Here is a 24,387-nt window from a genome sequence, read left to right as displayed (position 1 = left end):
CTGTAAGATCAGATACGGGAACGTCGCCAGCTGACCGGTCAGCATGCAAGCGATAACGGGCAGTGCGCGATGCAGGCCCCGTTACGGCATCTCATTGCTCGCTCTGGTGGATGGAAAGTTCATTACGATGCGTGTGCCCTAGCCGCTCGGCTTTTATGCCAAGGGCCTGGACGGTCGTATCGACGATGCTGGCGGGGGCTGGAAGGCCCGTGGTCTGTGGTCGACTTATGGCGGTCGGGCACCGCAACATCTCGAAGGCGGCAAAGGCAACCTGCCCAAAGTGGTTCAATTCCAGATCAGGCCGGACCCGCTGGCTCATTGACCATATATGACGTCCTGCAAAAGAGAGGGCGGTTCCCAAGGAACCGCCCTCTCTTTTACTCCGCCCTCGCTTTCGCGGGTTTACTGTCGGCGAGATCTCTTGATGCGGTTCCGCATAGTGGAAACGCACCTATCCTGCGCCATCAGTTCAAGAGCACTTATGTGCTCAAGGCCGGGCGAGCCCTTCCGCGTTGACGACATTGATTGGGGTGCCACAAAGATAGGCGAGGATAATCTCGATCGCTCCTTGGTAGAAACCCGAAAGAGTGTCTGAGACCGAATAGCCAAGATGAGGCGTAAGGATAAGGTTGTCGATGTCGCGAAGCGGATCTCGCGCTGGCAAAGGTTCCTCGTCAAAGACATCGAGCGCAGCACCTGCAATGCGTTTTTCGGCAAGCGCCGTAACAAGAGCATGCCGGTCGACGATTGCGCCCCGCGAGGTGTTTACGATCCAGGCCGATGGCTTCATCATCGAAAATTCCGGCATGCCGACAATCCCGCGTGAACGCTCGCTGAGAACCAGGTGAATGCTCAGGATGTCGCTTCGCCGGAAGAGCTCTTCTTTCTCGACAGGTTGCACACCAATCGCCTTCGCCTTCGCAGGATCCAGATTGCTGCTCCAGGCAATAACGTTCATGCCAAAGGCCTTGGCGACTGGCACCATTTTTTGGCCCAGCCGGCCCAAGCCAAGAATTCCAAGCGTCCGGCCAAACAGGGGAACGCCGATCCTGGTCTGCCACCGTCCTTCGCGCATCCCCTGCACCTGGTTGGGAAGTTGGCGAGCGGCCGCGATTATCAGCCCCCATGCGAGTTCTACAGTGGAGTTATGACCGTCGCCGACCTGGGCAGCGCATGCGACCGGAATGCCGGCAGCTGTCGCTGCCTCCATGTCGAGCGAACGGTTCGTCGCCCCGGTCATGACGATGAATTTCAGGCGAGGCAACTTCTGGATCAGCGTGGCTGGCAAAGCCATTCGCTCGCGCATGCAACACACGACGTCGAAGTCAGCCAATGCGGTTGCTGCCTCGTCCGGAACTCCGAGCGGGGTCGTGAATACTTCAACGGACGCAAGCTTTTGAAGCGGGGACCAGTTCGCAAGCTCAAGAGCTACCCCGGCGTAGTCATCTAGTACGGCGATGCGCATCTTTGGCTTTGCAACCTCTTACGATTGCAGCGCCAAGATTCGGCCCGGCGTGCTGCATTGAAACGAAAATGACGGGCCAGGGCCTACCGGAGTGGCGCCCGGCCCATCATGTACAATGGCCAGCTGTCAGATCGCCAACAACTTCTTGATCCTGGCGATCTCCTCTTTCGAGACAGGTTTCATCGGGAGAAAATTCTTCGCGCCGTTGGCAGGGTATGCGATGGTTCCTGCCAGCGCAGCACAACTCATCACCCATTGCCCTTCCGCCGAATAGAGCCAGTTGGCGAACAGCTTTGCCGCGTTTGGATGCGAGGCGTTGGCTGTCGCGAGATATGAATACTGGGTGCCTGTTGCGGTATCCGAAATGATCACCTGAACGGGCGCGCCATTGGCTCTCATCGTTGCGGCGGTATTGCCGCCCATTTGCATTATCACCATGCCGCTGCCGGCGCCAAGCGCCTGGGCTGCAGGCTGGATGTCAGAATAGAGGGGCGTCTTGATTAGGTTGTTTCCGAGCGCCCGCATGGTGTCTTCGCCGACACTGTCGAGTATGTGCTTCCAGACGCTTGCATAAAGGACTGCTGCTTCCGGATCCAGTCCCAGGAGCTGGCCCTTGAACTCGGGCCTGGCGAGATCCTGGTAAGACTTCGGCACCAGACCTTGTTTCACCAGCTCGCTATTATAGCCGATGCCGATGGCGCGGTAGAATGCCGGGGCGGTAGAGCCGAACTCGGAGTGCCATCTCCAAGCGCCGCCCGGCCAGGTTTCGAAAAAGCCCGGGATTGTCTGATCAAGCGAAACCAATGCCTTTTCCTTCAGTGCCTTGGCTACCCAGGTGGGCCTGATCGATATCACGCCATCGATCGAGTTGTTGCCGGCGGCAAAGTCCGCAAGGATGCGCTCCTCGGCGGAAGCACCGCCACCGAAGGCAACTGTCATCTTGATATTGGGGTAACGCGCCTGGAATGCTGCCTTGTAGGCATTCACCGAAGGCTCATCCGAGACGCCGGAGTTCAGGACCAACTCCCCCTCTTTTGCGGCCGCGTCGATCAAGTCCTGTGGTGGTTCGGCGATTGGAACATAGGCCTGGTCAGGCGCGGTCGCCGAGCTCGGCAGGCACTGCTTGGAAATCTTGCCTTGAGCGACCATCTCCGCAGCGCGCGCCACATATGCGGGATCTTTGGTGTCGAACCCAGCTGCGTTGCTGGCAGTGCCAATCGCGGTCGCCAACACGACAATCGATACGCTTGCTGCTAGGTCACGAAGGCGCGGCAGCTGGCGGAAAAGTGAACCAAGTCTCATCAAATGTTCCTCCCAAGGGTTATGATGAAGCTCATAGACCGGTGCGACCTCGACAGGGCCGTTCTCGCGCCCGAACGGCCTTCGCACTCAACCAGCGAACGGCGATGGGATGGTCCGTCCTTGTGAGGACGCGTCCCTTATGCAATCGAGCAGATGATGGAGTTCGATCGCGGTCGCGAATGTAGGCAGGCGCTCAGGCGTGGAGCCGGTGCGAATGCCCTCTGCGAAAAGCGCATACATCTGGCCGATGGCATGGGGCGGCCCTGCGGGAAAGTCGTCGGCCACATGGGCGAAGCCGGCGGGGACCGCGAGTGTGTCCAGGCCATTGCCCCCAAAAGTTCCTCTCAGCACCAGGTTCCCGTGGTTCGAAGAGATCGGATGGGCGACGACGAGCGAGCCTTTCGAGCCATAAATCTCCATGCGATATCCCGACGGGGCGAGCGGGACGGTGGCGACGTGGACCGAGGCCACCGCACCGTTTCTTAGTGCGCCGTTGATCAGCACATTGTCAGGCGACGTGACGTCGACCATCTGCTGGGTGTCGGTCTGGTACCATTGCTTGGACTGAGTGCTCACGACGGCCTGGAGTTCAGAGAATTCGCCCGCCACGAAGCGGAGCGTATCCAGTATGTGTCCTGCCTGAATGGTAAGTGGGTTGGCCCCCAGAGTTACGTCGCGCGTCCATGTCCGGCTTGCCGGGCGAGCAAGAAGTCCCGGTCGGAAGCAGCTTACGTGGCAGGACAACACCTTCCCGATGGAGCCGTCGCTGATAAGCTCGCGCATGTACATCAGTTCTGGGGCGACCCGAGCCTGCAGCCCAGTGGCGGTCTGCAGGCCGCGAGCAGCGGCAGCTTCGGCAAGCTCCTTGGCTTCGACGGTTGTCACGCCAAGAGGCCACTCGGTGTAGACATGTTTACCGGCTTCGATCGCCGCCTTGGTCGTCGCATAATGGGAAGGCACGCGTACAACCACGACGACTGCGTCGATCTCGTCGGATTGAACCATCTCGCGATAGTCGCTGAACGCCAATCGTGCTCCAAGCACGTGCTTTGCTTCTTCGGCACTTGCCTGGCTGGTCGTGCACACGGCGGCAAGTTCGACGTCGGAACTGGCGGCGAGCGCGGGGAAATGCGACTCTGACGCCCAATTCGAGCGGATGTTGGCCCCTATGAACCCAAGCCGTATCTTGCCTGCCATGACTGGTTCCGCTTCCTTTTCGTCTCAAGCAAGCGTCCGCTGCCGGACGCGCGTTTAGGCACGCAATTCGATGATGTCCCGATCAAACAGATCTTCGACATCGAGGGCCCGTGAGGTGACTGCCTGATCGTAGGCAAGCTTGCACGCCAGCTCGAGTGTTGCCTTGTTGGGCCCCACGCCGTACGGCAGGAAGTCGCTGCCGACGATGTCGCGTCCGCGTTGGCGAAAGGCGTCGGGATTGGTGATATTTGCCATCCAGGCGTTTCGAGCCTGGACGAAGGCACCGAACAGGTCGGCTACTAGGGTCGGACGGCGGTCAATCGCCTCGCGCTTCACAACGATCATGTGCAGGATTGGATAGACCTGTGTTCGTCGATACCAATCGGCGATCTCTTCCTTGCCGACCGGCACAAGGGGCTTGATGACGTCGGGATCGTGGCTCCAGACTTCATCGCGGTCCGTCCAAGGACGGCCCGGGTCGTCTGCCGCATCGATCTCACCGGTTTCGAGCATTTCGGCGAGCGTTGCCCCCACCGGAGCGGACTGAACATTGGCCGGAGGATCGTATTCGCGAAGGTGTGCGCCCTCGAGGCTGACCCACGTAACTTTTCCGACGTCGACACCATACTCTGTCGCCAGGATGCCACGGTTCCAGAACGGCGCCGTTTGCGGATAGGACTTCAGCCCCACACGTTTTCCTTCCAGATCTTTCGGCGAGCTTATGCCCGACCGCGTGTGATACCAGATCCGGTTGTGGAGGAAGTTTCGCGTCACAAACACGGGCAGTCCGACGATAGGCTTGCCCGCGTTTCGGCACATCATGTAGTCGGTGAGCGTGATCTCACCGATGTCGTATTCTAGGTCGCATACCGCAGACATCGCCTTGCTGATGAGATCGACTTCGACGAAGTCGATCTTGACCCCCGGCACCTTGATGGCCCCGTCGGCCACGGCATTGGTATAGGGGCGCCGTTGGAAAACGGCGCGAAGGCTGATGTCGGTCATGATTCCAGTCCCTGTCGATCTGATAGAGAAAGCTGCCCACTAGCTGGCTCGATGACAGGGCCGGCACCGCGCTTTCGATACAGTGCCGGACGTTGCCGTCGAGCCGATGGGCGGCATCAGATGCCAAGCAACTCCTTGATCTTGGCCATGTCGCTCTTCGAGACTGAATCGATCTGTACAAAGGTCTTGGCGCCTCCAGCGGGGTAGGCCACGGTACCTGCTACCGCAGAGCAACTGGTGACCCACTGGCCCTCGGCCGAATAGAGCCAATGCGTGAAGAGCTTCACGGCATTCGGATGCGGCGCGTCCGCGGCAACGCCCAGTACATATTGCGGACCAGTCGCCGTGTCGGGCACGACCGCCTGGACCGGTGCTCCGCTCGCCTTCATCGAGGCGGCGACGTTCAATCCCATTTCCATGATCACCATTCCGCCGCCTGCACCAAGAACCTGAGCCGCCGGCTGGATATCGGTGTACAGAGGCTGCTTGATCATGTTGTCGCCGATCTTCTTCATCGTATCGTCGCCAACAGTGTCCATGATGTGCTTCCAAACCCGCGCGTAAGTGGCTGACGCCGCAGGGTCTACCGCAAGAAGCTGCCCCTTGAAGGCAGGGTTCGCCAAGTCTTCCCATTTGGTTGGAACCAGGTCGCCTTTGACGAGGTCGCTATTGTAGGCGAATCCAAGAGCGCGATAGAGAGCTGGAGCAAGCGCGCCGTATTCCGTTTCCCATTTCCACGAACCACTTGGCCAGGAACTGAAGAAGCCCGGGATCGTCTGGTCCAGCGGCAGGATGGCTTTTTCCTTGAGCGCCTCGGTGGCCCACTGGATCTTGTTGGTGATGACGGCGTCTACTTCCTGGTTGCCAGCTGCGTGGTCAGCGAGAAAGCGTTCCTCAAGGGAGGCGCTGCTGCCGGAGGCCACGACGAGCTTGACGCCGGGATAGCGCAGCTCAAATGCACCCTGGAAGGCATTGATCGACGCCTTGTCCGAGATGCCGGAATTCAGGACGACCTGTCCTTCTTTCACCGCAGCAGCAATCAGCTCTGCCGAAGGTTCGGGAATCGCTGTGTAGGCCTTGTCAGGCGCCGTGGCGGAACTTGGCAGACAAGCATCTGAAATCTTGCCCTGCTCCACAAGCGCCTTCCCCCGAGCGAGATAGTCGGGGTCCTTGGTGTCGAATGCACCGGCAGCAAAACTATTGCTGCCCCACGCAGACACCAGAACCACGCCAGCCGCAAGCAACGACAGGCGCCGTTTCGCGGGCTTGGCTTCGCGGGCAGTCAAGACCAATCCAGTCATCATTACCTCCCTATTGAGTTACAAAGAGCCGACGGGCGATGCCGCCTCATCAGAGCGCTGCAGCAGCGCTTGCATCCTCCAATGCCGCCTCTTCGATATCAGAGAAATCTAAAGTGCGCAATTCTTGCATGCCAAATAGCATGCAATTTTTTATCGCGTTTTGTCAGCGGGCGTGGCAGCCGCTTCTGACAGCGGCAGGCCGACCATAAGGATGCGGCAATGCACGCAACATAGTTGGGGTCAGTGAGACCGTAAGTGCACTATGTGCTCCCCCAAAGCTTGGGCGGCGTCCCGCACATGATCGCTTCGTACCACTATCGGGATCGAGGTGTCCGCTCGGCACGCGACGCTCGCTTTCGAGCGGGCTTTGAACCCGCTCGAACTGTTGCTTGCCGGTCACCACATGGCCGGAATGCTTTAGGCGATGAGGCGTCAGGCGTCGTGCCCGACCTTGCCGCGGCGAGCCGGCACGGTCGAAACTCTGTGCGTGATGCGGGCGTCGATGACCGTTGTCACCGGATCTGCAATCCACTCTTCCACAGCTGCGCGAACCTGTTGGATGGTTGTGGCAAGCGTTCCGCGGCCGCCGAACGATCGCATGACAGCGCCGAGGTCTGGCGTCGGGCATTCGGCGACGGTGGAGGGCAATCCTGCCTCGATCAGCTTGTAATATTCCGAGCCGAGTGCCTGGTCGTTGAGGACGACGGTGAGGAAGGGCAGCTTGTGCCGGGCAGATGTTTCCAGCTCCGCCAGGTGCATCATCGTGCTGCCATCTCCTTCGATAAGCGCGACGGGTCGCCCCAGAGCTGCTGCCGCGCCGATGGCGGACGGCATCGACTGCCCCATGCAGGCCCAGAATTTTCCGCCCATGAACAGGCGCGGCCTATTGATGTGCATGGTGGGGAAAACCGCACTCGTGCCACTGCCGGAGTGCACAACGCAGTCGAGAGGCAAGAGTTCGTCGAGCAGGTTGCACACTTCGCGCGGATCGAGCAAACCCGGCTCGATATCGAACTCTGCCTTGTCCTCGAAATGCCCGGCAATCCTCGCCTTGATCTCGGCGGTGCGAAAGCCGGTGTTCCTGTGACCGCGACGCTCGAGTTCCTGGACCAGTCTCTCGACCCCAATGCGCGCATCCGCATGAACGTAGACATCGGCTGCGCGGCCTCCATCCATCACTCTGTGGGGCAGGATGTCGATCTGGACGAATTTGGCATTCGGATAGCCGTGCTTGGTTGTGTACGAATTCAGGCTGGCGCCGACACCGATGACAAGATCTGCCTCGCGAAGGATTTCAATGGCCCCATCGGTCCCGAAGCCGCCCGAAATACCGACATGGAAGTCGTCCTCGGCGAGGTAGGTCTTGGCCTGCATGGTGCAGGCGAGCAGCGCGCCAGATAGCTGTGCAAGCTTTTTCACAGCCTCGCCCGCTTGCGACCAGAGGGCGCCGCGACCAACGACTATGACGGGCTTCCTGGCGTCAGTGATGGCATCCGCCGCCGCGGCGACGGCCTCGGCAGTCGGGCCGACCGGGACATTGGGAAGTAGTGCGGTCGAGGGAACATAGGGCTTGGTCTCGACGTCGATCTTCTTCTGTTGAATGTCGCGCGCGCACGCCAGCACTACGGATTTGGACTGGCTTCTTGCAATGTAGAACGCTCGCTGTACTGCCCAGTCGACGACTTCCGGCGAGTAGATTTCGACATACTCTGCTTCGCAGGCCTTCGCCAATGCCCGCTGATCCATGCGTTGAATATGTTCGGGATGTTTGGTCGAGGATTCCCCGACAAAAGCCACGACGGGTGAGGATGCGCGGGTCGCGGTAATGAGGCCTGTCGCGAGCTGCGGGACGCCTGGACCATTGGTGGCTGTGGCAACGCCGACCTCGCGTGAGGCACGCGCCCATCCGTCGGCCATGCCGAGACCCGCTCCTTCATGTCGAACATCGATGAATTTCACGCCGCGGACATGCATGGCATTGAGCCAGAACATGTTGCCGTCTCCAATCAATCCAAAGATCGCGCGCGTGCCCTCCGCGACGAACGCGTCGGCTATCCGTTCAAATACTTTCATCGTCTTTCCTTCGTTACAAGCGGTTTATGAACGGTGGCCCCCTACCCTCCTCGGCCGCGAAAGGAGCAAGGGGTTATCGGGAGAATGTTGAGGTGTCCGCAGACGAAAAGATGGAACAGCGTCTTTGATTGGCGCCCCGACCACCGCACGATTGACCGCTGTGGGCGCGCGGCTTGCGATACTGACGTCATCTTCACCCGGAACCAGGTGCCGCCTCCAGACCACATCGCCGGCCTGTTGGCCGCTATGCTGTCAAGGGAACCAGGCCCCTATCAGCGTTTCGCGCTGTCTGGCGGCGACCATCATCAACTCCTCCTTGATGAGCGTTTCGAGCTACCTCAACGCAATCACGATCCTGATTTACATGTTAAATTGCATGCAATATGCTATGCTACAGCTTTTAAGACGCGAATGACAAGCGAGAAATCGTCAGCTTCGTTGAGCCAATTCACTCGGGAGTGCTGGCGGGAGATATCAGGTAGCCTCTAGGGCTATGTCCTGAGGATTAAGCAATCCCGGGCGGCTAGGCCTCGCGCCATCTGGCTGGTTACGCTAAGGGCCGTCCCCGCCAGAGCGATGCCAGAGCGATCTCTAAATGCCGTGTTTGGGGCCGTTTGCAGTCAGTCTGCTTTAGGACAAAGATAGGGGAACCCTGTCATTTCACTGCTCCAGCCCGCCGTCTGCGTGTGGGTCACAACGTGGACCTTTCCTGCCGCGCACTAGCTACCTTCCGATTTCATACACGCTGGCGCACGCGGGCCACGAGCGCTCCACAGGCCATCAGGCAAAGTCCGCTGAGCGCGAAGATGCCGCCCGGGCCGACGATCACCGCACTTGCCCCCGCCCCGAGAGGCAACAGGAACTGCGCCAGGCGGTTGGCCGTAAGCCTGATCGACATTGCCGTGGCTTTTCCCGAGGCCGGCGCCAAGGCGAGGCTGAGCGATATTGAGCAGGCAATGGCCAGCCCCATGGAGAAGCCGGACCCTGCCAATGCGAGCCCGACGCCCCATATCGGCATGTCCAGCGCCAGGGTAGCGGTGGCGACCGCCGTCGCCAGCAAAGCGAGGGTCATCAGCCGCACTTTGCCGATCGCATCGACGAGGCGGGAAAACAGCAATCGCGACGCCATCGAAGCGAGCGCGCGCACGCTGAGCAGAAGACCGACCATGCCTGCATTGATGCCGTTTGCCGCGGCGAGAACCGGAAAGAACACGATGATCAGATCATTGGTCGCCACCGCGAGCCCGCTTGCGACGATCAGGGCGAGCAGGCCGGGAATGCGCACCACCGAAGCGGCCTGAAAACCTGGCGAATCCGAATGCGGCACATGTCTTGGCAGGCCGGCCCTGATCAGCCGCGAACAGGCGCCCAGTCCGAGCGCCGACGAGGCCAGGATCCAGTAGAGGCTGCTGTCGGGATACTGGGCGCCTGCGGGCGTCGTCAGGCTGATCGCCATCGGCCCCAGGATCTGGCCGAGCGCGGTGGCGACGAGGAAATGCCCGAGGACACGATCATGCTGGTCGGGCGTGGAACAGCGGGTGGTCATCATCTGCAATGCCGAGACGAGCATCACGTGCCCGACCCCGAGAATGCAGGTGAATACCATCATCGGAAGGAAACCCGATGACAACAACCACAGCCCGAAGACGGCGATAACAACGACGGCCGATCCCGCCAGCGCGGTTGCTCCTTCGCCCCTGAGGTCGTTGTAGCGTCCGATGTGGAGCGAAAAGAGGATCGGCAGCAAGGCAAAGGCCGAAGACAAGAGGCCGATCTGCAGCAGCGGCAGCTCCAGTTCCAGGGCCCGGTAGGAGGTGGCGACGCGGGAGAGCGGGACGACGACCTGGAGCAGGACCGCCGCCAGAAGCACCGGCAGCAGCAGTGCCAGGTTCAGCCCTGTCGAACGCCTGTTGCGAGGGATCATTTGCCTGACACTCGAAATTGTCCGTTGTCGGGGACGGGAACAGCACGAGCCCTGAGCTCGGGCAAAGCCCGGAAGCGCGGCTCAGGAGGGGCGACGTTACCGCCCCTCCCCTGGTCGGATGCGCCGTCTATTGCGCGCGGCTGCGCTCGGCGGCCGTACCATAGGGCACGGTTTGTGCCCCGAAACGCCTCAATCGTATGTTGGCCTGCTCCGCATGGCCGACAAAACCTTCGAGCATGCTCAGGCGCGAGCAATATTCGCCAAAATAGACGGAAGCCTCGTCGGTCAGCACCCGCTGGTAGGTGCACGTCTTGAGGAATTTCCCGACCCATAGCCCGCCCGTATATCGGGCAGCGCCCAGCGTCGGCAGGGTGTGGTTCGTGCCGATGACCTTGTCGCCATATGCGACGTTGGTTCTTTCGCCGAGGAAGAGCGAGCCGTAGTTTCGCATGTTCTTCAGGAAGTAGTCGGGATCACGGGTCATCACCTGCACATGTTCCGACGCGATCCGATCCGCTTCGACAAGCATCTCGGCATCGTCGCGGCAAAGGATGATCTCGCCGAATGCCTGCCATGCCTTGCGGGCGATTTCGGCGGTGGGCAGGATCGTCAGCAACTCTTCGATCTGCCTGTGCGTCTCGACCGCCAGCGTCTCGCTCGTGGTCAGCAGGATTGCCGGCGAGTCCGGGCCATGTTCCGCCTGGCCAAGGATGTCGGTGGCGCAAGTCAGGGCGTCCGCCGTTTCGTCGGCGATGACGAGGGTTTCGGTCGGCCCCGCAAACAGATCGATGCCGACGCGGCCGTAGAGCTGGCGCTTGGCCTCGGCGACATAGGCGTTGCCTGGTCCGACCAGCATGTCGACGGCGCCGATGGAGGCGGTGCCGAGGGCCATGGCGACGATCGCCTGCACGCCGCCGAGACAGTAGATCTCGTCGGCGCCGGCCAGATGCTGGGCGGCGACGATGGCAGGAGACGGACGACCGTTGACCGGCGGCGCACAGGTGACGATGCGCTCGACGCCCGCCACCTTGGCGGTGACGACAGACATATGGGCCGAAGCCAACAGCGGGTATTTGCCGCCCGGGACATAACAGCCGACATTGGCAACCGGGATGTTGCGGTGGCCGAGCACGACGCCGGGATAGGTTTCGACCTCGAGGTCGAGCAGGCATTCGCGTTGTTTTTCCGCGAAATTGCGAACCTGCTGCTGGGCGAACAGAATGTCGTCGAGATCTTCCCTCGACATCTGATCGAGGCATCCCTGGATTTCGCGGTCCGACAGGCGATAGGTTTCGCGCTCATATCCGTCGAACTTCACCGACAGGCGCCGGACAGCCAGGTCGCCCTCCTGCCTGATCTCTTCGATGATGCGCTCCACCGTCTGCCGCACGTCGAGATTGCTGACGTTCTCGCGCCGGGTGGCAGGGCTTTTCAGATATTTTGGCATGACTTCCTCCTTTGGGCGAAGCTTCAGCCAAAGCCATCGCCCATCATCAAAACTGCTTGTGGTGTTTGTTGTCGCCCCTGGGGCTACGCTTGCCTGTCCAGCCTTACCGTTCGACGGATCATGAGTTTTCCGGGTTCGAGCCTGAATTCCGGCTTGAGGTCGGGCGCGTCGATCCTCTGGGTCAGGATCTCGACGGCGCTCTCCACCATCCGGGTCGTCTGCTGTCGCATGGTGGTGAGTTCGATGCCGGACCAGGATGCCATCGAGATGTCGTCGAAGCCGATGATCGAGACATCCTCCGGCACCCTCATTCCGAGATCTACCTTGATGCCGTCGAGTGCACCGATCGCCATGATGTCGTTGGCACAGAAGATGGCCTCCGGCCGTTCGGCCTGCAGCATCAGCCGCTTGACCGCCTGCCTGCCGCCTTCATAGGTGAAGTCTCCTCCTTCGACGAGCGGCGGCGGACAGCCGAGCCGCTGCAACTGGTCACAATAACCCTGCAGGCGATCCTTGTTGGTCGAGCTGTCTTCCAGGCCGGAGATGAAGGCGAAGCGCCGGTGGTTGGTGTTGTAGAGGAACTGCGCGATATCCCGCCCGGCCACGACGTTGTCGCAGGCGACCGCCGAAACATTGCCGCTTTCGACATACCGATTGAACAGCACCACCGGCAGGCCAAATTCCCGGCACTCGTCTATCGCCTTCGACGACAATTCCGCCGACAGAACCAGCAGACCGTCGACACGATACTGATGAACCTTGCGGATGGCGGAATCGGTGCTCTCGCCCTCCTTCACCGTCATCAGCATCACATGCATGTCTTCGGCCTGCAGGCGCTCGTCGACCAGTCGGAGAACGTCCCAGTAGAACGGATTCCGCGTCGACCCGGTGACGACGGCAATGAGCCCCGATTTCTGGGTGCTCAGCCCTCGGGCCATGATATTGACCTGGTAGCCGAGCTGTTCGGCGGCCGAAAAGATCCGGTCGCGAGTTTCTCTCGAAACAAGCTGGCTGTTGGCAAAGGCCCGCGAGACCGTCGACTGCGACACGCCCGCGATACGGGCGACGTCCCAGGCGGTGATCCCTGCGCCTTTGACCTTGGGTTGAGAGCTGTTTGCCGCGTCAGACACCGGTTTCCTCGTACAGATTACTGGCGCGCCGTCACGACCGCTTCGACAAGCACGCCTTCACCCAGGTCGGCCACCCCTATGGTCGCGCGAGCTGGCAGATGCTCGGGACTCAGCCACGCAGTCCAAGCCTCGTTCATCTCGTTTTTCAACGACATATCCGTAATGTAAAGCGTGGCTTGTAGCAGCTTTTCCCTGCTGGAGCCCAGTTCTTTCAGCATGCGCTCGACCTTTGCGCAGACCCCCTGCATCTGGGCGAACATGCCTGCCGACAGGTCGTCAGCCACGACGCCGCCGAGATAGATCACGTCCGCGCTGAGCACCGCTCGGTGCATGATCTTTGTTTGATATCGTCTGTCGATCATCGAATTTCCTTTCTGTGTTCTGGATCGCTCAGTGCCGGTCTTCGGCAATTGTCTCCAGGCCGGCGATCTGGCCGACATCGATCGGCTTCAATGGTGGCCGGATGCGGTAGGCACCGACCTCTCCCGGCGTGATGCCGCGGATTTCAGCGATCGTGGCGGTGATGCCGAGGCTGCACTGACGCCCCTGGCATGGCCCCATTCCACATCGCACGAATGCCTTCATCTGGTTGGGGCCTTGCGCCTTCAGGCGGGTCGCGACATCCCGGACCGTTGCCCCCATGACCTCTTCGCACCGACACGCAATCGCATCATCTGCCGGCGCGACATGCTCCTGCCTCGGCCTGAACATCCGGTCGAGAAAGATGCGGCCGCGCAGATAGGGCCTGGCGCCCTTGTCGATCTCCGCACGGGTCCGCTCAAAAGTCGCATCGTCGACGGCGGCCAGCGATTTCGCGATTTCCAGCCCGGCGCGCCGTCCACCGAAGCGCGCCGCCTCGGCGCCGTAGATGGCCCGACCATCGCCGGCGACATAGATGCCCGCAACCGACGTCCGGCCGTCGGCATCGGCAACCGGATGCCAGCACATCTGCTCGTCGTCCCAAACGAGATCGCAGCCGACCGACCGGAGCATGTTGACCTCGGGGACGACGCCGTGGTGCAGCAGAAGATGATCGACACTGAGGACGTGTTGCCTGCCGGCAGCCCTGAAGCGCACATGCTCGAGCTGTCCGTAACCTTCGGCGCGCAGGTTTTCGACATTGGAATAGATCGGCACCGCCCGCTGGACCCTGGCCATGAGGCCGATGCCCTTGCGGAAATAGGGCGACGTCAGGAACCCCGGCAAATGCGCGATGGCCTTGCGCAGATTGCCCTTCGGGGTGGTGTCCAGGATCGCCAGAAGCGGAACCTTGGCGGCCAGATACTGGCTCGCCAGCAACCAGAGCAGCGGGCCGCTGCCGGCCAACACGGTTTTCGGCCCCAAGACGGCGCCGCTGGCCTTGAGCAGGATCTGCGCTGCGCCGGCAGTCATGACACCCGGCAAGGTCCAGCCGGCGACGGGAAAGGGACGCTCCATGGCGCCGGTGGCCACAAGAATGCGGTCGGCTTTGATCAGGCGGGAGACGCCGTCATGCGAAACCGCGACCTCGCGCTCGGCGCCGAGGCGCCAGACCGTCGCCCTGGCAAGATATGCGGCATCCGAAGCGGCAAAAGCCTCGGTCAGTTCCGCCCCCTTCGCATAATCCTTGCCGAGAATGGCCAGGCGCTTTTGCGTGGTCGCGGTGATCGAGCGATAGATCTGGCCACCGACGGCAGCATTCTCGTCGAGAACCAGCGTGCCGACGCCGTGCCGGCGCGCTTCCACCGCCGCCGCCATCCCAGCCGGACCGGCGCCGATCACGATCAGGCCATATCGGTCGTCGAGCTCCCTGATGGAGTTCAGCCCAATCATCGGATCGCCCTCCCCGACTGTCCTTCGATCTGGGTCTGCACGCTCATGCCCTCTTTCACGTCGATCATGCAGGCCTGGCGATTGGCCACGCCGTCGATCGTCACCAGGCATTCGAAGCACACGCCCATCATGCAGTAAGGGGCGCGCAGTGCGCCGGAAACGACTGTTGTCCGGGTGGCCGTGAGGCCGGAGAGCAGCAGCGCCGCGGCGACGGAGTCGCCAAGCCTTGCTTCGACCGTCTGGCCGTCGATCCGGATGCGGACGGCCTCACCGGCCAGATCTTCAAGCCGCTTCAGCATGAAACCGCTCCAGTCCGAATGAATCGATGATCGTGTCGCGAGCGCCCGAAATCAGGGCCGGCACCAGGCGGTCGGCGTGCGCTGCCGCCAGCGTCACGCCGCTGTGGCAGGTCACCAGATAAGCGCCGGGATGTGTGCTCGACTGCGCATAGATCGGATAGCCGTCGCGGCTGAGAACCCGGAGCGCCGACCACATGCGCACGACGTTCAAGGCTTCGAGGCACGGGAACATGCGCACCGCGCGCCTGGCCATGAAGGATTGAATGGGCATGCTGACCGAATTGTAGTCGTCGGCCTCTTCGTGACTGTCGCCGATCATCACGCCGCCCTCGTTGGTCTGGCGAATGATGTGCATGGGATGGTGCAGGAACGGCGCAATCTTTTCGGTCACCATGATCTCGCCGCGCTGCGCCCTGACGGGGACGTCGAAGCCGACCTTGCTGCCGAGTTCCATGTTGCCGAGCCCGGCGGCGAGGATGACCTTGTCGACATGGACTTCGCCCGACTGCGTCTTCAGGCGAAAACCCCGGCCATCGCGCCCGATGTCGAGCACCTTGCGTCCAGGCAGGGAGGTGCCGCCGTGCTGCGCCAACGCCATGTGCAGGCTGCGCAGCAGAAGCAGCGAATTGACGTCGCCGTCGAGCGCGCAATAGGACGCGCCGACCACGTCCGGCCCGACCTGCCGCAGGACTTTCGCCAGTTCCCTGCGATCCAGCATTTCATACGGATAATCGGGGTTATGCGCCTTGAGACTGGCCAGATCCCGGGCACGCTCGGCCAGTTCGTCCTCGCCGAGGCAAAGAACGAAACCGCCCGGTCGCCGGTGATGGAGGTGAATGCCCGTCAGGTCTTCGAGTTCGGCTGCAAGGCTGCTCCATGCCATGGCCGACGCTATGGTCCAGTCCGAATAGACCGGGAATGCCGCCCCCTTGCCCTGGACCCAAACCAGCGCGAAATTGCCGCGAGATGCCCTTCGGGCAATGTCGGCCTCGTCGAACATCACGACCTTCCGGCCTCGCTTGGCCAGGCCATAGGCCAGCGACGCTCCCACCAGGCCGCCGCCGATCACCCCATATTCGAATTCGTCGTGCATTCGTTTGCCTTTGCCGCGGCAGCGCCGCCATTCGCAGAAAGGCGGGCGGACGCAAATGCCCCCGCCCGACCGGCCTCAGACCGTGATCAGCGCGTCCACGATGTTCAGCTTTCCGTGCCGGACCATGATCGGATTGAGATCGATGCCGGTGATCCCGGGGTTCTGGATGGCGAGCTCGGAAATGGTCACGACCACATCGTAGAGCTCGCGCAGCGAAATCGCCTGCTGCCCTCTTGCGCCGCGCAGGACGGCTGCCGCCCGCAGCGCATTCAGGCTTGCTTCGAACTCGTCGTAGGAGACCGGTGGCAAGAGATTGACGCTGTCGCGCAGGATCTCGGTGAAGACGCCGCCGAGGCCGACGGTGACCAGCGGCCCGAAACGCGGATCGCGATGCATGCCGACGATCAGCTCGTAGTCGGCCGACAGCGCCGGTTGCAACGACACCTGCGGACCGCAGCGCTGCGCGAGATCGGCGTAATGCCGGACCAGTTCCTCATCGCTGCGGATTCCCAGAATGACGCCGCCGACATCGGACTTGTGCGCGATATCGGGATTGGCGGTCTTGAGCACGACCGGATAGCCGAGCGAGCGGGCGTTCTTCACCGTGTCGTTCAGAGTGCCGGATTCAAGCATGGGCGCGATGGGCAGACCGCACGCGGCGAGCAGCGCGTAGCTCTTGTCCTGCGTGAAGCCATCCGGCAGGCGAGGTAGCGCGGCGACGGGCCTGTGCTCGCCGTCACCATTTGTGGTCTCGGCCAGGGCCCGCCGCTTTTCGTGCCATGCCAGGAACGACCCGATGGCGTAGCAGGCGGATTCCGTGCCCATCAGGACCGGAATGCCCTTCATGCGCAGGTTGCGAGCGCCCGGGCGCGATACGGACGTGCTCAGATTGCCGAAGATGAAGACCGGCTTTTCGGTGTTCTCATGGATCTTGGTCGTCGAGTTCGAGACGTCGATCATGAACTGGCGGCCATCGACAAGATTGTTGCCGATCACGACCGCGCCGACTGCGGGATCCTTGGAAATGGCGATACCGGAATCGGCCATCGGGGCGTCGCCCATGGAGTCCAGGGGGTTGCCGATGACCACGTCGTCGTCGAGGATTTCGGTCAACCGTTCATTGGTCCTGTCCGCGTAGGCGGCGAGTTTCAAACTGGTCCAGCTCGACACGTCGGCAATGAGCTGGCGCTCGCCACCGGAGTCGCTGATGACGCCTGCGCCAATGGCGGTTGGAACCCGCTCGGTGCGGAAGGCTTCGATGCAGTCGAGGAATTCGTCGAGCGTCTTGGTGACGATGACGCCATACTTGCGGCCGATAGCGTCCAGCACCTGGCGCGGGCTGGAGAGACCGCCCGAATGAGCCTCGGTGAATTTCGCGCCGACATCGGTCGAGCCGAGTGCCAGAAGGACCACGGGAATGCCCTTGCGGAAGGCATTGCCGACAGCCTCAAGGAAGGCCTCGGGGCGCCGGATTGTCTCGACGACCAGGCCGATCACCCGCGTCGTCGGCAGGGAGGCGAAGTAGTCGATATATTCGGGGAACCCGGAAACGACTTCAGCGCCGGCCGACAGGGCAATGTCGAGGGCAAGGTCGCGCTGGCTGCCGACGATGCCGGACCAGCTCGAGCCGCTGTGCGAGACGATGCATACGCCTCCCGGCGTCAGATCGAGGCCGGGAGGCGGATTGTGCGTCATCCGCACGCTGTCGCGGACATTCATGAAGCCCATGCAGTTGTGGCCGCAGACGGCGACACCGGCCTCGAGGCCGATGGCACGCAGCCGGTCGGGAATGTAGGTCAGCGACTTGCGCTCGGCGTCGTAGCCGCGGTTCGGAATCTGGAACCCCTTGACCCCTGCTTCGATCGCCTCTTCGTAGGCCTTGAGCAACTGGCTGTCGGGTACCGACAGGGCGGCAAAATCGATGGTCTTGCCGATGTCGCGGATGTTGGAGAAGCTGGGCACGCCGAAGACTTCGGATGCAGTAGGATGGACGGCGTAGATCTCACCCTTGTAGCCGCCATTCTTGAGCGCCTTGATCAACCGGCCTCCAAGATTTCCGTCTCTCTCGCTTGCGCCGACGACGGCCACGCTTTTCGGCGAGAAGAGCTTCGACATACTGCTGGACATAGTCATTCCTTCTAATAGGGCAGGTAACGAGCTTCGAGCTGCTCGGCATATTGTTGTGTTCGAGGTCGGTCAGCAGACGATGGTGACATTCTCCTTGCCCCATCCGACACGGCATTCGCCGCCCGCGGGCGAGTGTCCGGACGAGCTGAAAGACAGGATTTCGATCGGCGTGTCGTCCGTGCTTCTGGCGAGATAGCGCGTGGTTGCACCCGTCATGACCGTCTGCTCGAGGCGAACGACGATCTCGTTGTCGGCGGTTTCACTGCCATTCAGGAAGCGGATATCTTCGGGCCTGACCACGACCGACATTGTCTGGCCGCGGTTGGCCTTCTGCCCCGGGCGATACCCATTGACGATGATCGGACCAACAGGGGCGTCCAGGAGCACGGTCTGGTCGAACTGCTCCTTGACCGTGCACCTGAAGACATTCGACCGACCGAAGAAATTGGCGACGAACTCGGTTCTCGGCGAACGGTACAGATCCCTCGGAGTGCCCAACTGCTCAATCCGCCCATCTTTCATAAGGCAGATCCGATCAGACATCGCCATTGCCTCCTCCTGGTCGTGGGTGACGTAGAGGATGGTCGTCGAGAGCGTCTTGTGCAGGTGGACGATCTCGAGCTGCATCTGGTCCCGGAGGTTCTTGTCGAGAGCGCCGAGAGGTTCGTCCATCAGGATGATCGGCGGCTCGTAGACCGCGCAGCGCGCCAGGGCGACACGCTGCTGCTGTCCACCCGACAACTCCCGCGGAAACCTGTCGGCGAGATGCGGCAACTGGACGATGTCCAGAATCCTGCGCACCTTTGGCGCGATTTCCGCGCTCTTCATGCGGCGCATCTGCAGCGGAAAGGCAATGTTCTCGGCAACGGTCATGTGCGGGAACAGGGCGTAGTTCTGGAACACCATGCCGATGTCGCGCTGTGACGGAGGCAGGTGGGTCGCCAGCTTTCCATCGATCCAGATGCCGCCGTCATCGGGCACTACCAGCCCGGACAATATCTGCAGCAGCGTCGTCTTGCCCGACCCGGACGGGCCCAGCAGCGTGAGAAACTCTCCAGCCGGCACGTCCACGGAGATGGGGTTCAGGGCTCTGACCGCGCCATACGACTTGCTCACTCCCTCGATTTTCAGTTTCAGATCCATTTGAAAATTCCTTGCCTGCTAGGGCGCCCGGCGTTGCTGACCGCAAAGGAGGACTGTCCACCGGGTCGTCGCGGCGTGGCCGATTGCCGGTCGATGGTGGACGCGCGGCCTCCTCCAGCCGCGCGTCGCGTCGAACTGCGGATCAGCCGAGCAGCCACTCCTTGAAGCGTTCGTTGGCCTTGCCCTGGTTCTTGTGCCAGAAGGCGACGTCCTCGGCCTCGATGTTGCCGACATTGTCCGGGTGGGTGGGCAGCTTTGCCGCGAAGGCGGGATCAAGCAGAGCCATGACGCCGGGATGCATCGGCCCCATCGGCACGTCCTGGGTGAAGGCTGCGATGCGGTCGGGACGCGAACAGAACGCAATGAATTTGCGTCCGGCCTCGGCCTGCGGGCTGTTCTTCGGAATGACCCAGCCAAGAGCCGTCGTCATGCTCTGCCCGTAATTGTACTTGATCTTGGCGCCGCTTTCGACGGCCGCCATGGCGCGATGATGGGGGAAAGCCGTCACGTCGACCTCACGCGCACCAAGCAGGCGGGTGATGTCGGAATCCTCCTCCCACCAGTTGGTCACATGTACCTTGATCTCGTCCAGGCGGGCGAACACCTGCTTCCAGCCGTCGTCGTTCGAAAGGAACGCCGCGGTCTCGCTCGGCCGCTTGCCCATGGAACGCAGTGCTGCCTCGACCGAGTCCTTGCCCTGGCCGCGCAGCGCGCGCGCCCCGGGAAGCTTCTTGGGATCCCAGATATCGGCATAGTTCTCGAATTTCAGGTGGTCCTGATAGGCGATGACCTGCGCCGACAGGCCGTGGGGAAGGAAAGTCGCCCGACGCTGCGCCTCCGGCATGGCCGCATAGATGGCACGCACGTCCGCGGAGTCGATGTCGTCAATCGATTCGAGTAGTCCGGCGGCGGAAAGGACCTCGTTGCCGGTCGCAGCGACGCTGAAGCGGACGTCATAGAAGAACTTGCCCGTCTCGACCTGCGCCTTGATCTCGACAGTCGAGGTACCGGCCAGGATCGGCGTCGGCTTGACGCCGAACTCCTTGGCATAAGGGTCGAGGAACGCGTTCTGGAATGCCTTTTCGTAGCCGCCGGGGATGCCGACTGAAAAGCCGCCTTCCTGCGCATAGGCACGAGAGAATATGGCCGGGGCGGCAAGGACTGCCGACGAGGCGCCCAGTATTTTCAATACGTTTCGACGCGATACTTTAGTTCTCTTCATGTTTTTCTCCTCCACATTAAGAGACGGCCTGGATCGTTTTTGCGTTACTTCTTCGATCCAATTCGGGTTGCGACGACCACCACGACGCAGACGGCGCAGAAGATGACGGTCGACACGGCTGCAAGGGTTGAATCGATGCCCACCAGGGCGGTCGACCAAAGCTGCAGCGGCAAGGTGCTGAGCTGTCCGGCGCCAAGGAACAGCACGATCGAGAGGTCGTCGAAGGACCGCACGAACGAGAACAGGAAGGCTGCAACGATGCCTGCCCTGAGGATCGGCATCGTTATCAGGCGGAATGTCCGGAGCTTGCTCGCGCCCAGCGTCCAGCTGGCGTGATCGAGGCGGACATCATAGTTCTTGAGCACAGCCATGACGGTGATGATGACGTAAGGAAGATTGAGGACGGTGTGGCCGATGATGATCGCCCAGACGGAGCCGACCAGGTTCACATAGGCAAAGACGTAGAACAGGCCGACCGAGACGATGACGTTGGGCAGCACGATCGGCATCAGCACCAGCATCATCAGCAGCGCCCGCATCGGCACGCTGCGGCGTGCTAGGACGAGAGCTGCGGGAATGCCGAGCAGCATCGACGTGATGGCGGAAACGAAGGCGAACAGCACCGAATTGAGCGTGGCCTTCATCCACACCGTCGAGGTGAAGTAGGCTTCGAACCATTCCGTGGTGAACCCCACCGGCGGCCAGCTGAAGAAGCGGTCCTCGGAGAAGGAAACCGGGATCACAAACACCACCGGCAGCACCAGGAAGGCGACGAGGAGCCAGGCGCTGAAGCTCAACAGAATGCCGTTTCCGGCTCTGCGCCGGCCGAGCACGGGTTCGAGCATTTTTTCGAAGAACACGGTCACGGTGCCGACAGCGGCAAGTATCGATGTGCCGAACGGCCTCATCCACTGCTGGACGCGCCCTTTGCCGGTGCCGGTGGACGCAGAGCTTGCCGCGCCGCCTGACAGGACCGAACTGCCGAGCGTTCTCTCGAAGACGAGATAGACGATCAGCGTGGCGCCGAGCAGCATGCAGGTGAGCGCGCCGGCAAAACCCCAGTTGAAGTTGTTGTTGATCTGCTCGACGATCGAGCCGGCAATCATCATTTCGCGGGGGCTGCCCAACAGCACCGGCACGATAAAGGTTCCGAGCGCCGAGACGAAGACGACGAGCCATGCCGAGGCAACGCCTGGAAGCGACAGCGGAAAATAGACGCGCCAGAAGGCGTGGCCGGAGCGCGCGCCGAGCGTCGATGCGGCACGGGTCAGGGCCGGGTCGATGTTCTGCATGACCGAATACATCGTCAGCACCGCCAGCGGGAGCATGCCGTGCACCATGGCCAGCAGCACGGCCGGATAGTTGTTGACCAGCCGCGCCGGCGTATCGAACAGCCCCATCGACAGCATCGTGCTGTTGATCACGCCATATCTGGACAGGACCAGCATCCAGGCCAGCGCCCGGACGAGAAAGCTCGTCCAGAGCGGGATCATGATGGCGATCATCAACAGGCTGCTGCCGCTCCGCTCCCCTGACGCCAGCATCCGGGCCAGTGGATAGCCGGCCACGACGGTGATGCATGCCGACCAGAAAGCGATGTCGAGAGTGTTGAGCAGAATGCGCCAATAGACCGGCGTCTCGACAAGCCGGATGAAGTTCTGAAGGGAAAGCGATCCGCTCTCGTCGAAGATGCTTGCCCCGGTGACGAAAAGCAGAGGCACGGCAAAGAAAAGAAGCAGGAACGCCCAGGCCGGAATGAGCGGAAGCAGGGACACGAAGGAACGCTGACGCCAGGATCGGACGGCAGTGCCGCCAGCCTGCCACTGCAGGTCTGCGGCCGTCATTGGGCACCGACCCGCGAGGCGCGCCAGGCAATCGCAGCCTTGAGGCCCTGCTCTTTCCTGATGGACAGGAACTCGTCGCGATCCTTGTCGACGATCCCCTTCATGCTGGCCGCGGCCTCGACATTGGCCTCGAGCGCCGGCATCAGGCCCATGATTTCGAAGGTCTGGTTGATGGCGCGCTTGAAGTAGGCAACGGCAACCGGGGACGCCCCGACGATATGGTTCGCGAGTTCGAGCACGAAGCTCTCGCGCTCCTCGTCGGGAACGACGTGATTGACGATGCCCGCTTCCTTGGCCCGGGCAGCCGAGAAAGTGTCCTCCGCACACATGAGGATTTCCTTGGACATCTTGGGTCCGGCGAGCCAGGGCAGCATGAGCAGGATGCTCGGCGACCCCATCTTTGCCTCGGGCATGCCGAAGCGGGCGCTCTCGGCAGCAACCGAGATGTCGCACGCCAGGCTCGCCTCGAAACCGCCGGCAAGGCAGTAGCCATGGATCGAGGCGATGATCGGCTTAGGGCAACGCCAGAAACTCAGCATGAACTGCAGGCTCTTCTGGTAGCGCGTGCGCCACTCGTCGATGCCCTGCGTCTCCCGGTCGGCCCTGACGCTAATGTCGCAGCCCGAACTGAAAGACTTGCCCTCGCCTGAGAGGATGATGACGCGGACATCGTCCCGAACGCCGAGCGCCGACAGCGCATCCATCGTCTCGGCCATCATCTCGGGAGAGATGGCATTGTGAACTCGCGGCCGGCTCCAGGTCAGGAAGCCGATACCAGCGCGCACATCCACCTTGATCATTTCGTACGACAACAGGTTTCCTCCCTCACCATTGGTCGAACTCGATGACGACTTTGTTGCATCGAATGCATACGAATGCAACAGCGGTTTTTCATTTTTCTTGCCGCTTCTAACAACCCTCCAGGTATGATAAGGGAAAATTCGGCAACATTTTTTGAATTCGTATGCATAAGAGGAGACACAATGACGCCAGCCAACGCCACAAAGACGTCGATCACGCCTCGCGTTTCGGAAACGGACGGCGCCGGCCATATCAACAACGTGACGTCGGCGATCTGGTTCGAAGCAGGCCGGCGCACCATCTTCCAGGCCTTCACGCCCGACCTGTCATTCGATCGCTGGGCAGTGGCCGTGATTTCGATGGAGATCCGCTACAAGCGCCAGATCTACATGTCCTCGGAGGTGACCGTGCTCACCTGGTTGCGCGCCATCGGGCGCACCAGTTTCCATGTCAACGAAGTGATCATGCAGGACGGCAGCGTCTGTTCGGTCGGACGCTGCAGCTATGTCCACATGGATTATGCAATCAGCAGGCCCACGCCGATCCCCGAGGACGTCCGCTCCCGCCTGGAACGACTTGTGGCCGACACCCCCGAATTCGACAAGGAATTTACACGATGACTGCAGTTTCGGACGGCTACTACTTCGAGGACCTCAGCGTCGGCATGTCCGCCAGCATCACGAAAACCGTGACGGCCGACGACATCGACATCTTCGCAACCGCGGTCGGAGACTTCAATCCGATCCATATGGATGAGGAATGGGCCAGGCAGACACGCTTCGAAGGCCGCATTGCTCACGGAATGCTCACCGCAGGCATCGTGTCTTCAGTGCTGGGGACCCGCCTCCCCGGCCCCGGCAACGTCTATATCCGACAGCTGCTCGAGTTTCGCGCGCCGGTTCGACCGGGTTCGGCGGTCGAAGCCACCGCACTCATCACCAAACTGGAGCCGGAACGAAATCGCGTGTATCTGGAAACCACCTGCACCTGCGACGGCACCGTCGTGCTTGCGGGCGAAGCGGTTCTGTTCGTCCAATCGCGCCAGCGCCGGCTGTAGGGCTATCGCTAACCAGCGCCAGCAGCTGGTAGACATCCTACCTAATGGTACGAGCGGGGAAATTGCGGGCTCCGCCGAAGGCGATGTTATGAGGACAGAAACCGCTCGGCGAGCCGTGCCCACATGGCCGCCCCCGTGGTAAGGC

At 61.6% G+C, this 24,387-nt stretch carries 20 protein-coding genes; 2 read left to right on the top strand and 18 right to left on the bottom strand.

Annotated elements, in window-relative coordinates:
- Window positions 1–487 precede the first annotated feature (487 nt).
- From C8K44_RS26155 to C8K44_RS26070, 18 genes are all read right to left on the bottom strand, one after another.
- Window positions 488–1,465 (bottom strand): D-2-hydroxyacid dehydrogenase family protein, encoded by a 978-nt coding sequence (locus tag C8K44_RS26155; RefSeq protein WP_109578688.1) that lies wholly within the window; start codon window positions 1,463–1,465, stop codon window positions 488–490.
- A gap of 126 nt (window positions 1,466–1,591) precedes the next feature.
- Window positions 1,592–2,767 carry an ABC transporter substrate-binding protein gene (locus tag C8K44_RS26150; RefSeq protein ID WP_109578687.1) on the bottom strand — a complete coding sequence of 392 codons (1,176 nt, stop codon included), beginning with the start codon at window positions 2,765–2,767 and terminating at the stop codon, window positions 1,592–1,594.
- A gap of 87 nt (window positions 2,768–2,854) precedes the next feature.
- Window positions 2,855–3,964, bottom strand: coding sequence for a Gfo/Idh/MocA family oxidoreductase (locus C8K44_RS26145; RefSeq protein ID WP_109578686.1), 1,110 nt, complete (start codon window positions 3,962–3,964; stop codon window positions 2,855–2,857).
- A gap of 54 nt (window positions 3,965–4,018) precedes the next feature.
- Entirely contained in the window at window positions 4,019–4,969 is a 951-nt protein-coding gene (locus C8K44_RS26140; RefSeq protein ID WP_109578685.1) for an ABC transporter substrate-binding protein, read from the bottom strand.
- Window positions 4,970–5,085: 116 nt separating this feature from the next.
- The gene (locus tag C8K44_RS26135; RefSeq protein ID WP_158282807.1) at window positions 5,086–6,270 is read right to left on the bottom strand and encodes an extracellular solute-binding protein; all 1,185 of its coding nucleotides are present in this window, start codon (window positions 6,268–6,270) and stop codon (window positions 5,086–5,088) included.
- 432 nt (window positions 6,271–6,702) lie between these two features.
- Entirely contained in the window at window positions 6,703–8,343 is a 1,641-nt protein-coding gene (locus C8K44_RS26130; RefSeq protein WP_109578683.1) for a thiamine pyrophosphate-binding protein, read from the bottom strand.
- 736 nt (window positions 8,344–9,079) lie between these two features.
- Complete coding sequence (locus C8K44_RS26125; RefSeq protein ID WP_109578682.1) at window positions 9,080–10,267, bottom strand: MFS transporter; 1,188 nt, start codon at window positions 10,265–10,267, stop codon at window positions 9,080–9,082.
- 127 nt (window positions 10,268–10,394) lie between these two features.
- Window positions 10,395–11,714 carry a histidinol dehydrogenase gene (hisD, locus tag C8K44_RS26120; protein ID WP_109578681.1) on the bottom strand — a complete coding sequence of 440 codons (1,320 nt, stop codon included), beginning with the start codon at window positions 11,712–11,714 and terminating at the stop codon, window positions 10,395–10,397.
- Between the two features lie 83 nt (window positions 11,715–11,797).
- Window positions 11,798–12,844 carry a LacI family DNA-binding transcriptional regulator gene (locus C8K44_RS26115; protein WP_109578680.1) on the bottom strand — a complete coding sequence of 349 codons (1,047 nt, stop codon included), beginning with the start codon at window positions 12,842–12,844 and terminating at the stop codon, window positions 11,798–11,800.
- A 17-nt stretch (window positions 12,845–12,861) separates the two neighbouring features.
- Complete coding sequence (locus C8K44_RS26110; RefSeq protein WP_109578679.1) at window positions 12,862–13,206, bottom strand: RidA family protein; 345 nt, start codon at window positions 13,204–13,206, stop codon at window positions 12,862–12,864.
- 28 nt (window positions 13,207–13,234) lie between these two features.
- Window positions 13,235–14,656, bottom strand: coding sequence for an NAD(P)/FAD-dependent oxidoreductase (locus C8K44_RS26105; RefSeq protein ID WP_109578678.1), 1,422 nt, complete (start codon window positions 14,654–14,656; stop codon window positions 13,235–13,237).
- The gene (locus C8K44_RS26100; protein WP_109578690.1) at window positions 14,653–14,955 is read right to left on the bottom strand and encodes a (2Fe-2S)-binding protein; all 303 of its coding nucleotides are present in this window, start codon (window positions 14,953–14,955) and stop codon (window positions 14,653–14,655) included. The genes C8K44_RS26105 and C8K44_RS26100 overlap by 4 nt, the downstream gene beginning before the upstream one ends.
- Window positions 14,939–16,048: an FAD-dependent oxidoreductase gene (locus tag C8K44_RS26095; RefSeq protein WP_109578677.1), complete on the bottom strand. Its 1,110-nt coding sequence runs from the start codon at window positions 16,046–16,048 to the stop codon at window positions 14,939–14,941. Before C8K44_RS26095 ends, C8K44_RS26100 begins: the two co-directional genes overlap by 17 nt.
- A 75-nt stretch (window positions 16,049–16,123) precedes the next feature.
- The gene (locus C8K44_RS26090; protein ID WP_158282806.1) at window positions 16,124–18,175 is read right to left on the bottom strand and encodes an acetate--CoA ligase family protein; all 2,052 of its coding nucleotides are present in this window, start codon (window positions 18,173–18,175) and stop codon (window positions 16,124–16,126) included.
- Window positions 18,176–18,244: 69 nt separating this feature from the next.
- Entirely contained in the window at window positions 18,245–19,318 is a 1,074-nt protein-coding gene (locus tag C8K44_RS26085; RefSeq protein ID WP_109578675.1) for an ABC transporter ATP-binding protein, read from the bottom strand.
- Window positions 19,319–19,460: 142 nt separating this feature from the next.
- A complete protein-coding gene (locus C8K44_RS26080; RefSeq protein ID WP_109578674.1) occupies window positions 19,461–20,540 on the bottom strand; it encodes an extracellular solute-binding protein in 1,080 nt (359 codons plus the stop codon).
- Window positions 20,541–20,584: 44 nt separating this feature from the next.
- Window positions 20,585–22,384, bottom strand: a complete 1,800-nt coding sequence (locus C8K44_RS26075; RefSeq protein WP_109578673.1) for an ABC transporter permease subunit — start codon at window positions 22,382–22,384, stop codon at window positions 20,585–20,587.
- Complete coding sequence (locus C8K44_RS26070) at window positions 22,381–23,196, bottom strand: enoyl-CoA hydratase/isomerase family protein (protein WP_158282805.1); 816 nt, start codon at window positions 23,194–23,196, stop codon at window positions 22,381–22,383. The genes C8K44_RS26075 and C8K44_RS26070 overlap by 4 nt, the downstream gene beginning before the upstream one ends.
- A gap of 171 nt (window positions 23,197–23,367) precedes the next feature.
- Here C8K44_RS26070 and C8K44_RS26065 point away from each other — a divergent pair, with 171 nt between their 5' ends.
- Together C8K44_RS26065 and C8K44_RS26060 are read left to right on the top strand one after the other, a co-directional pair.
- Entirely contained in the window at window positions 23,368–23,805 is a 438-nt protein-coding gene (locus C8K44_RS26065; RefSeq protein ID WP_109578671.1) for a thioesterase family protein, read from the top strand.
- Entirely contained in the window at window positions 23,802–24,242 is a 441-nt protein-coding gene (locus tag C8K44_RS26060; RefSeq protein WP_109578670.1) for a MaoC family dehydratase, read from the top strand. The genes C8K44_RS26065 and C8K44_RS26060 overlap by 4 nt, the downstream gene beginning before the upstream one ends.
- Window positions 24,243–24,387: the final 145 nt, after the last annotated feature.

It is taken from the genome of Aminobacter sp. AP02, from assembly GCF_003148805.1.
Taxonomy (GTDB): Bacteria; Pseudomonadota; Alphaproteobacteria; order Rhizobiales; family Rhizobiaceae; genus Aminobacter.
This window is presented reverse-complemented; position numbering and strand designations above follow the sequence as displayed.

Bases quoted from the DNA above. Each gene is read 5' to 3' on its own strand.
- C8K44_RS26155 (WP_109578688.1), bottom strand. From the start codon at position 1,465: ATGCGCATCGCCGTACTAGATGACTACGCCGGGGTAGCTCTTGAGCTT.
- C8K44_RS26150 (WP_109578687.1), bottom strand. From the start codon at position 2,767: ATGAGACTTGGTTCACTTTTCCGCCAGCTGCCGCGCCTTCGTGACCTA.
- C8K44_RS26145 (WP_109578686.1), bottom strand. From the start codon at position 3,964: ATGGCAGGCAAGATACGGCTTGGGTTCATAGGGGCCAACATCCGCTCG.
- C8K44_RS26140 (WP_109578685.1), bottom strand. From the start codon at position 4,969: ATGACCGACATCAGCCTTCGCGCCGTTTTCCAACGGCGCCCCTATACC.
- C8K44_RS26135 (WP_158282807.1), bottom strand. From the start codon at position 6,270: ATGACTGGATTGGTCTTGACTGCCCGCGAAGCCAAGCCCGCGAAACGG.
- C8K44_RS26130 (WP_109578683.1), bottom strand. From the start codon at position 8,343: ATGAAAGTATTTGAACGGATAGCCGACGCGTTCGTCGCGGAGGGCACG.
- C8K44_RS26125 (WP_109578682.1), bottom strand. From the start codon at position 10,267: ATGATCCCTCGCAACAGGCGTTCGACAGGGCTGAACCTGGCACTGCTG.
- hisD (WP_109578681.1), bottom strand. From the start codon at position 11,714: ATGCCAAAATATCTGAAAAGCCCTGCCACCCGGCGCGAGAACGTCAGC.
- C8K44_RS26110 (WP_109578679.1), bottom strand. From the start codon at position 13,206: ATGATCGACAGACGATATCAAACAAAGATCATGCACCGAGCGGTGCTC.
- C8K44_RS26105 (WP_109578678.1), bottom strand. From the start codon at position 14,656: ATGATTGGGCTGAACTCCATCAGGGAGCTCGACGACCGATATGGCCTG.
- C8K44_RS26100 (WP_109578690.1), bottom strand. From the start codon at position 14,955: ATGCTGAAGCGGCTTGAAGATCTGGCCGGTGAGGCCGTCCGCATCCGG.
- C8K44_RS26095 (WP_109578677.1), bottom strand. From the start codon at position 16,048: ATGCACGACGAATTCGAATATGGGGTGATCGGCGGCGGCCTGGTGGGA.
- C8K44_RS26090 (WP_158282806.1), bottom strand. From the start codon at position 18,175: ATGTCCAGCAGTATGTCGAAGCTCTTCTCGCCGAAAAGCGTGGCCGTC.
- C8K44_RS26085 (WP_109578675.1), bottom strand. From the start codon at position 19,318: ATGGATCTGAAACTGAAAATCGAGGGAGTGAGCAAGTCGTATGGCGCG.
- C8K44_RS26080 (WP_109578674.1), bottom strand. From the start codon at position 20,540: ATGAAGAGAACTAAAGTATCGCGTCGAAACGTATTGAAAATACTGGGC.
- C8K44_RS26075 (WP_109578673.1), bottom strand. From the start codon at position 22,384: ATGACGGCCGCAGACCTGCAGTGGCAGGCTGGCGGCACTGCCGTCCGA.
- C8K44_RS26065 (WP_109578671.1), top strand. From the start codon at position 23,368: ATGACGCCAGCCAACGCCACAAAGACGTCGATCACGCCTCGCGTTTCG.
- C8K44_RS26060 (WP_109578670.1), top strand. From the start codon at position 23,802: ATGACTGCAGTTTCGGACGGCTACTACTTCGAGGACCTCAGCGTCGGC.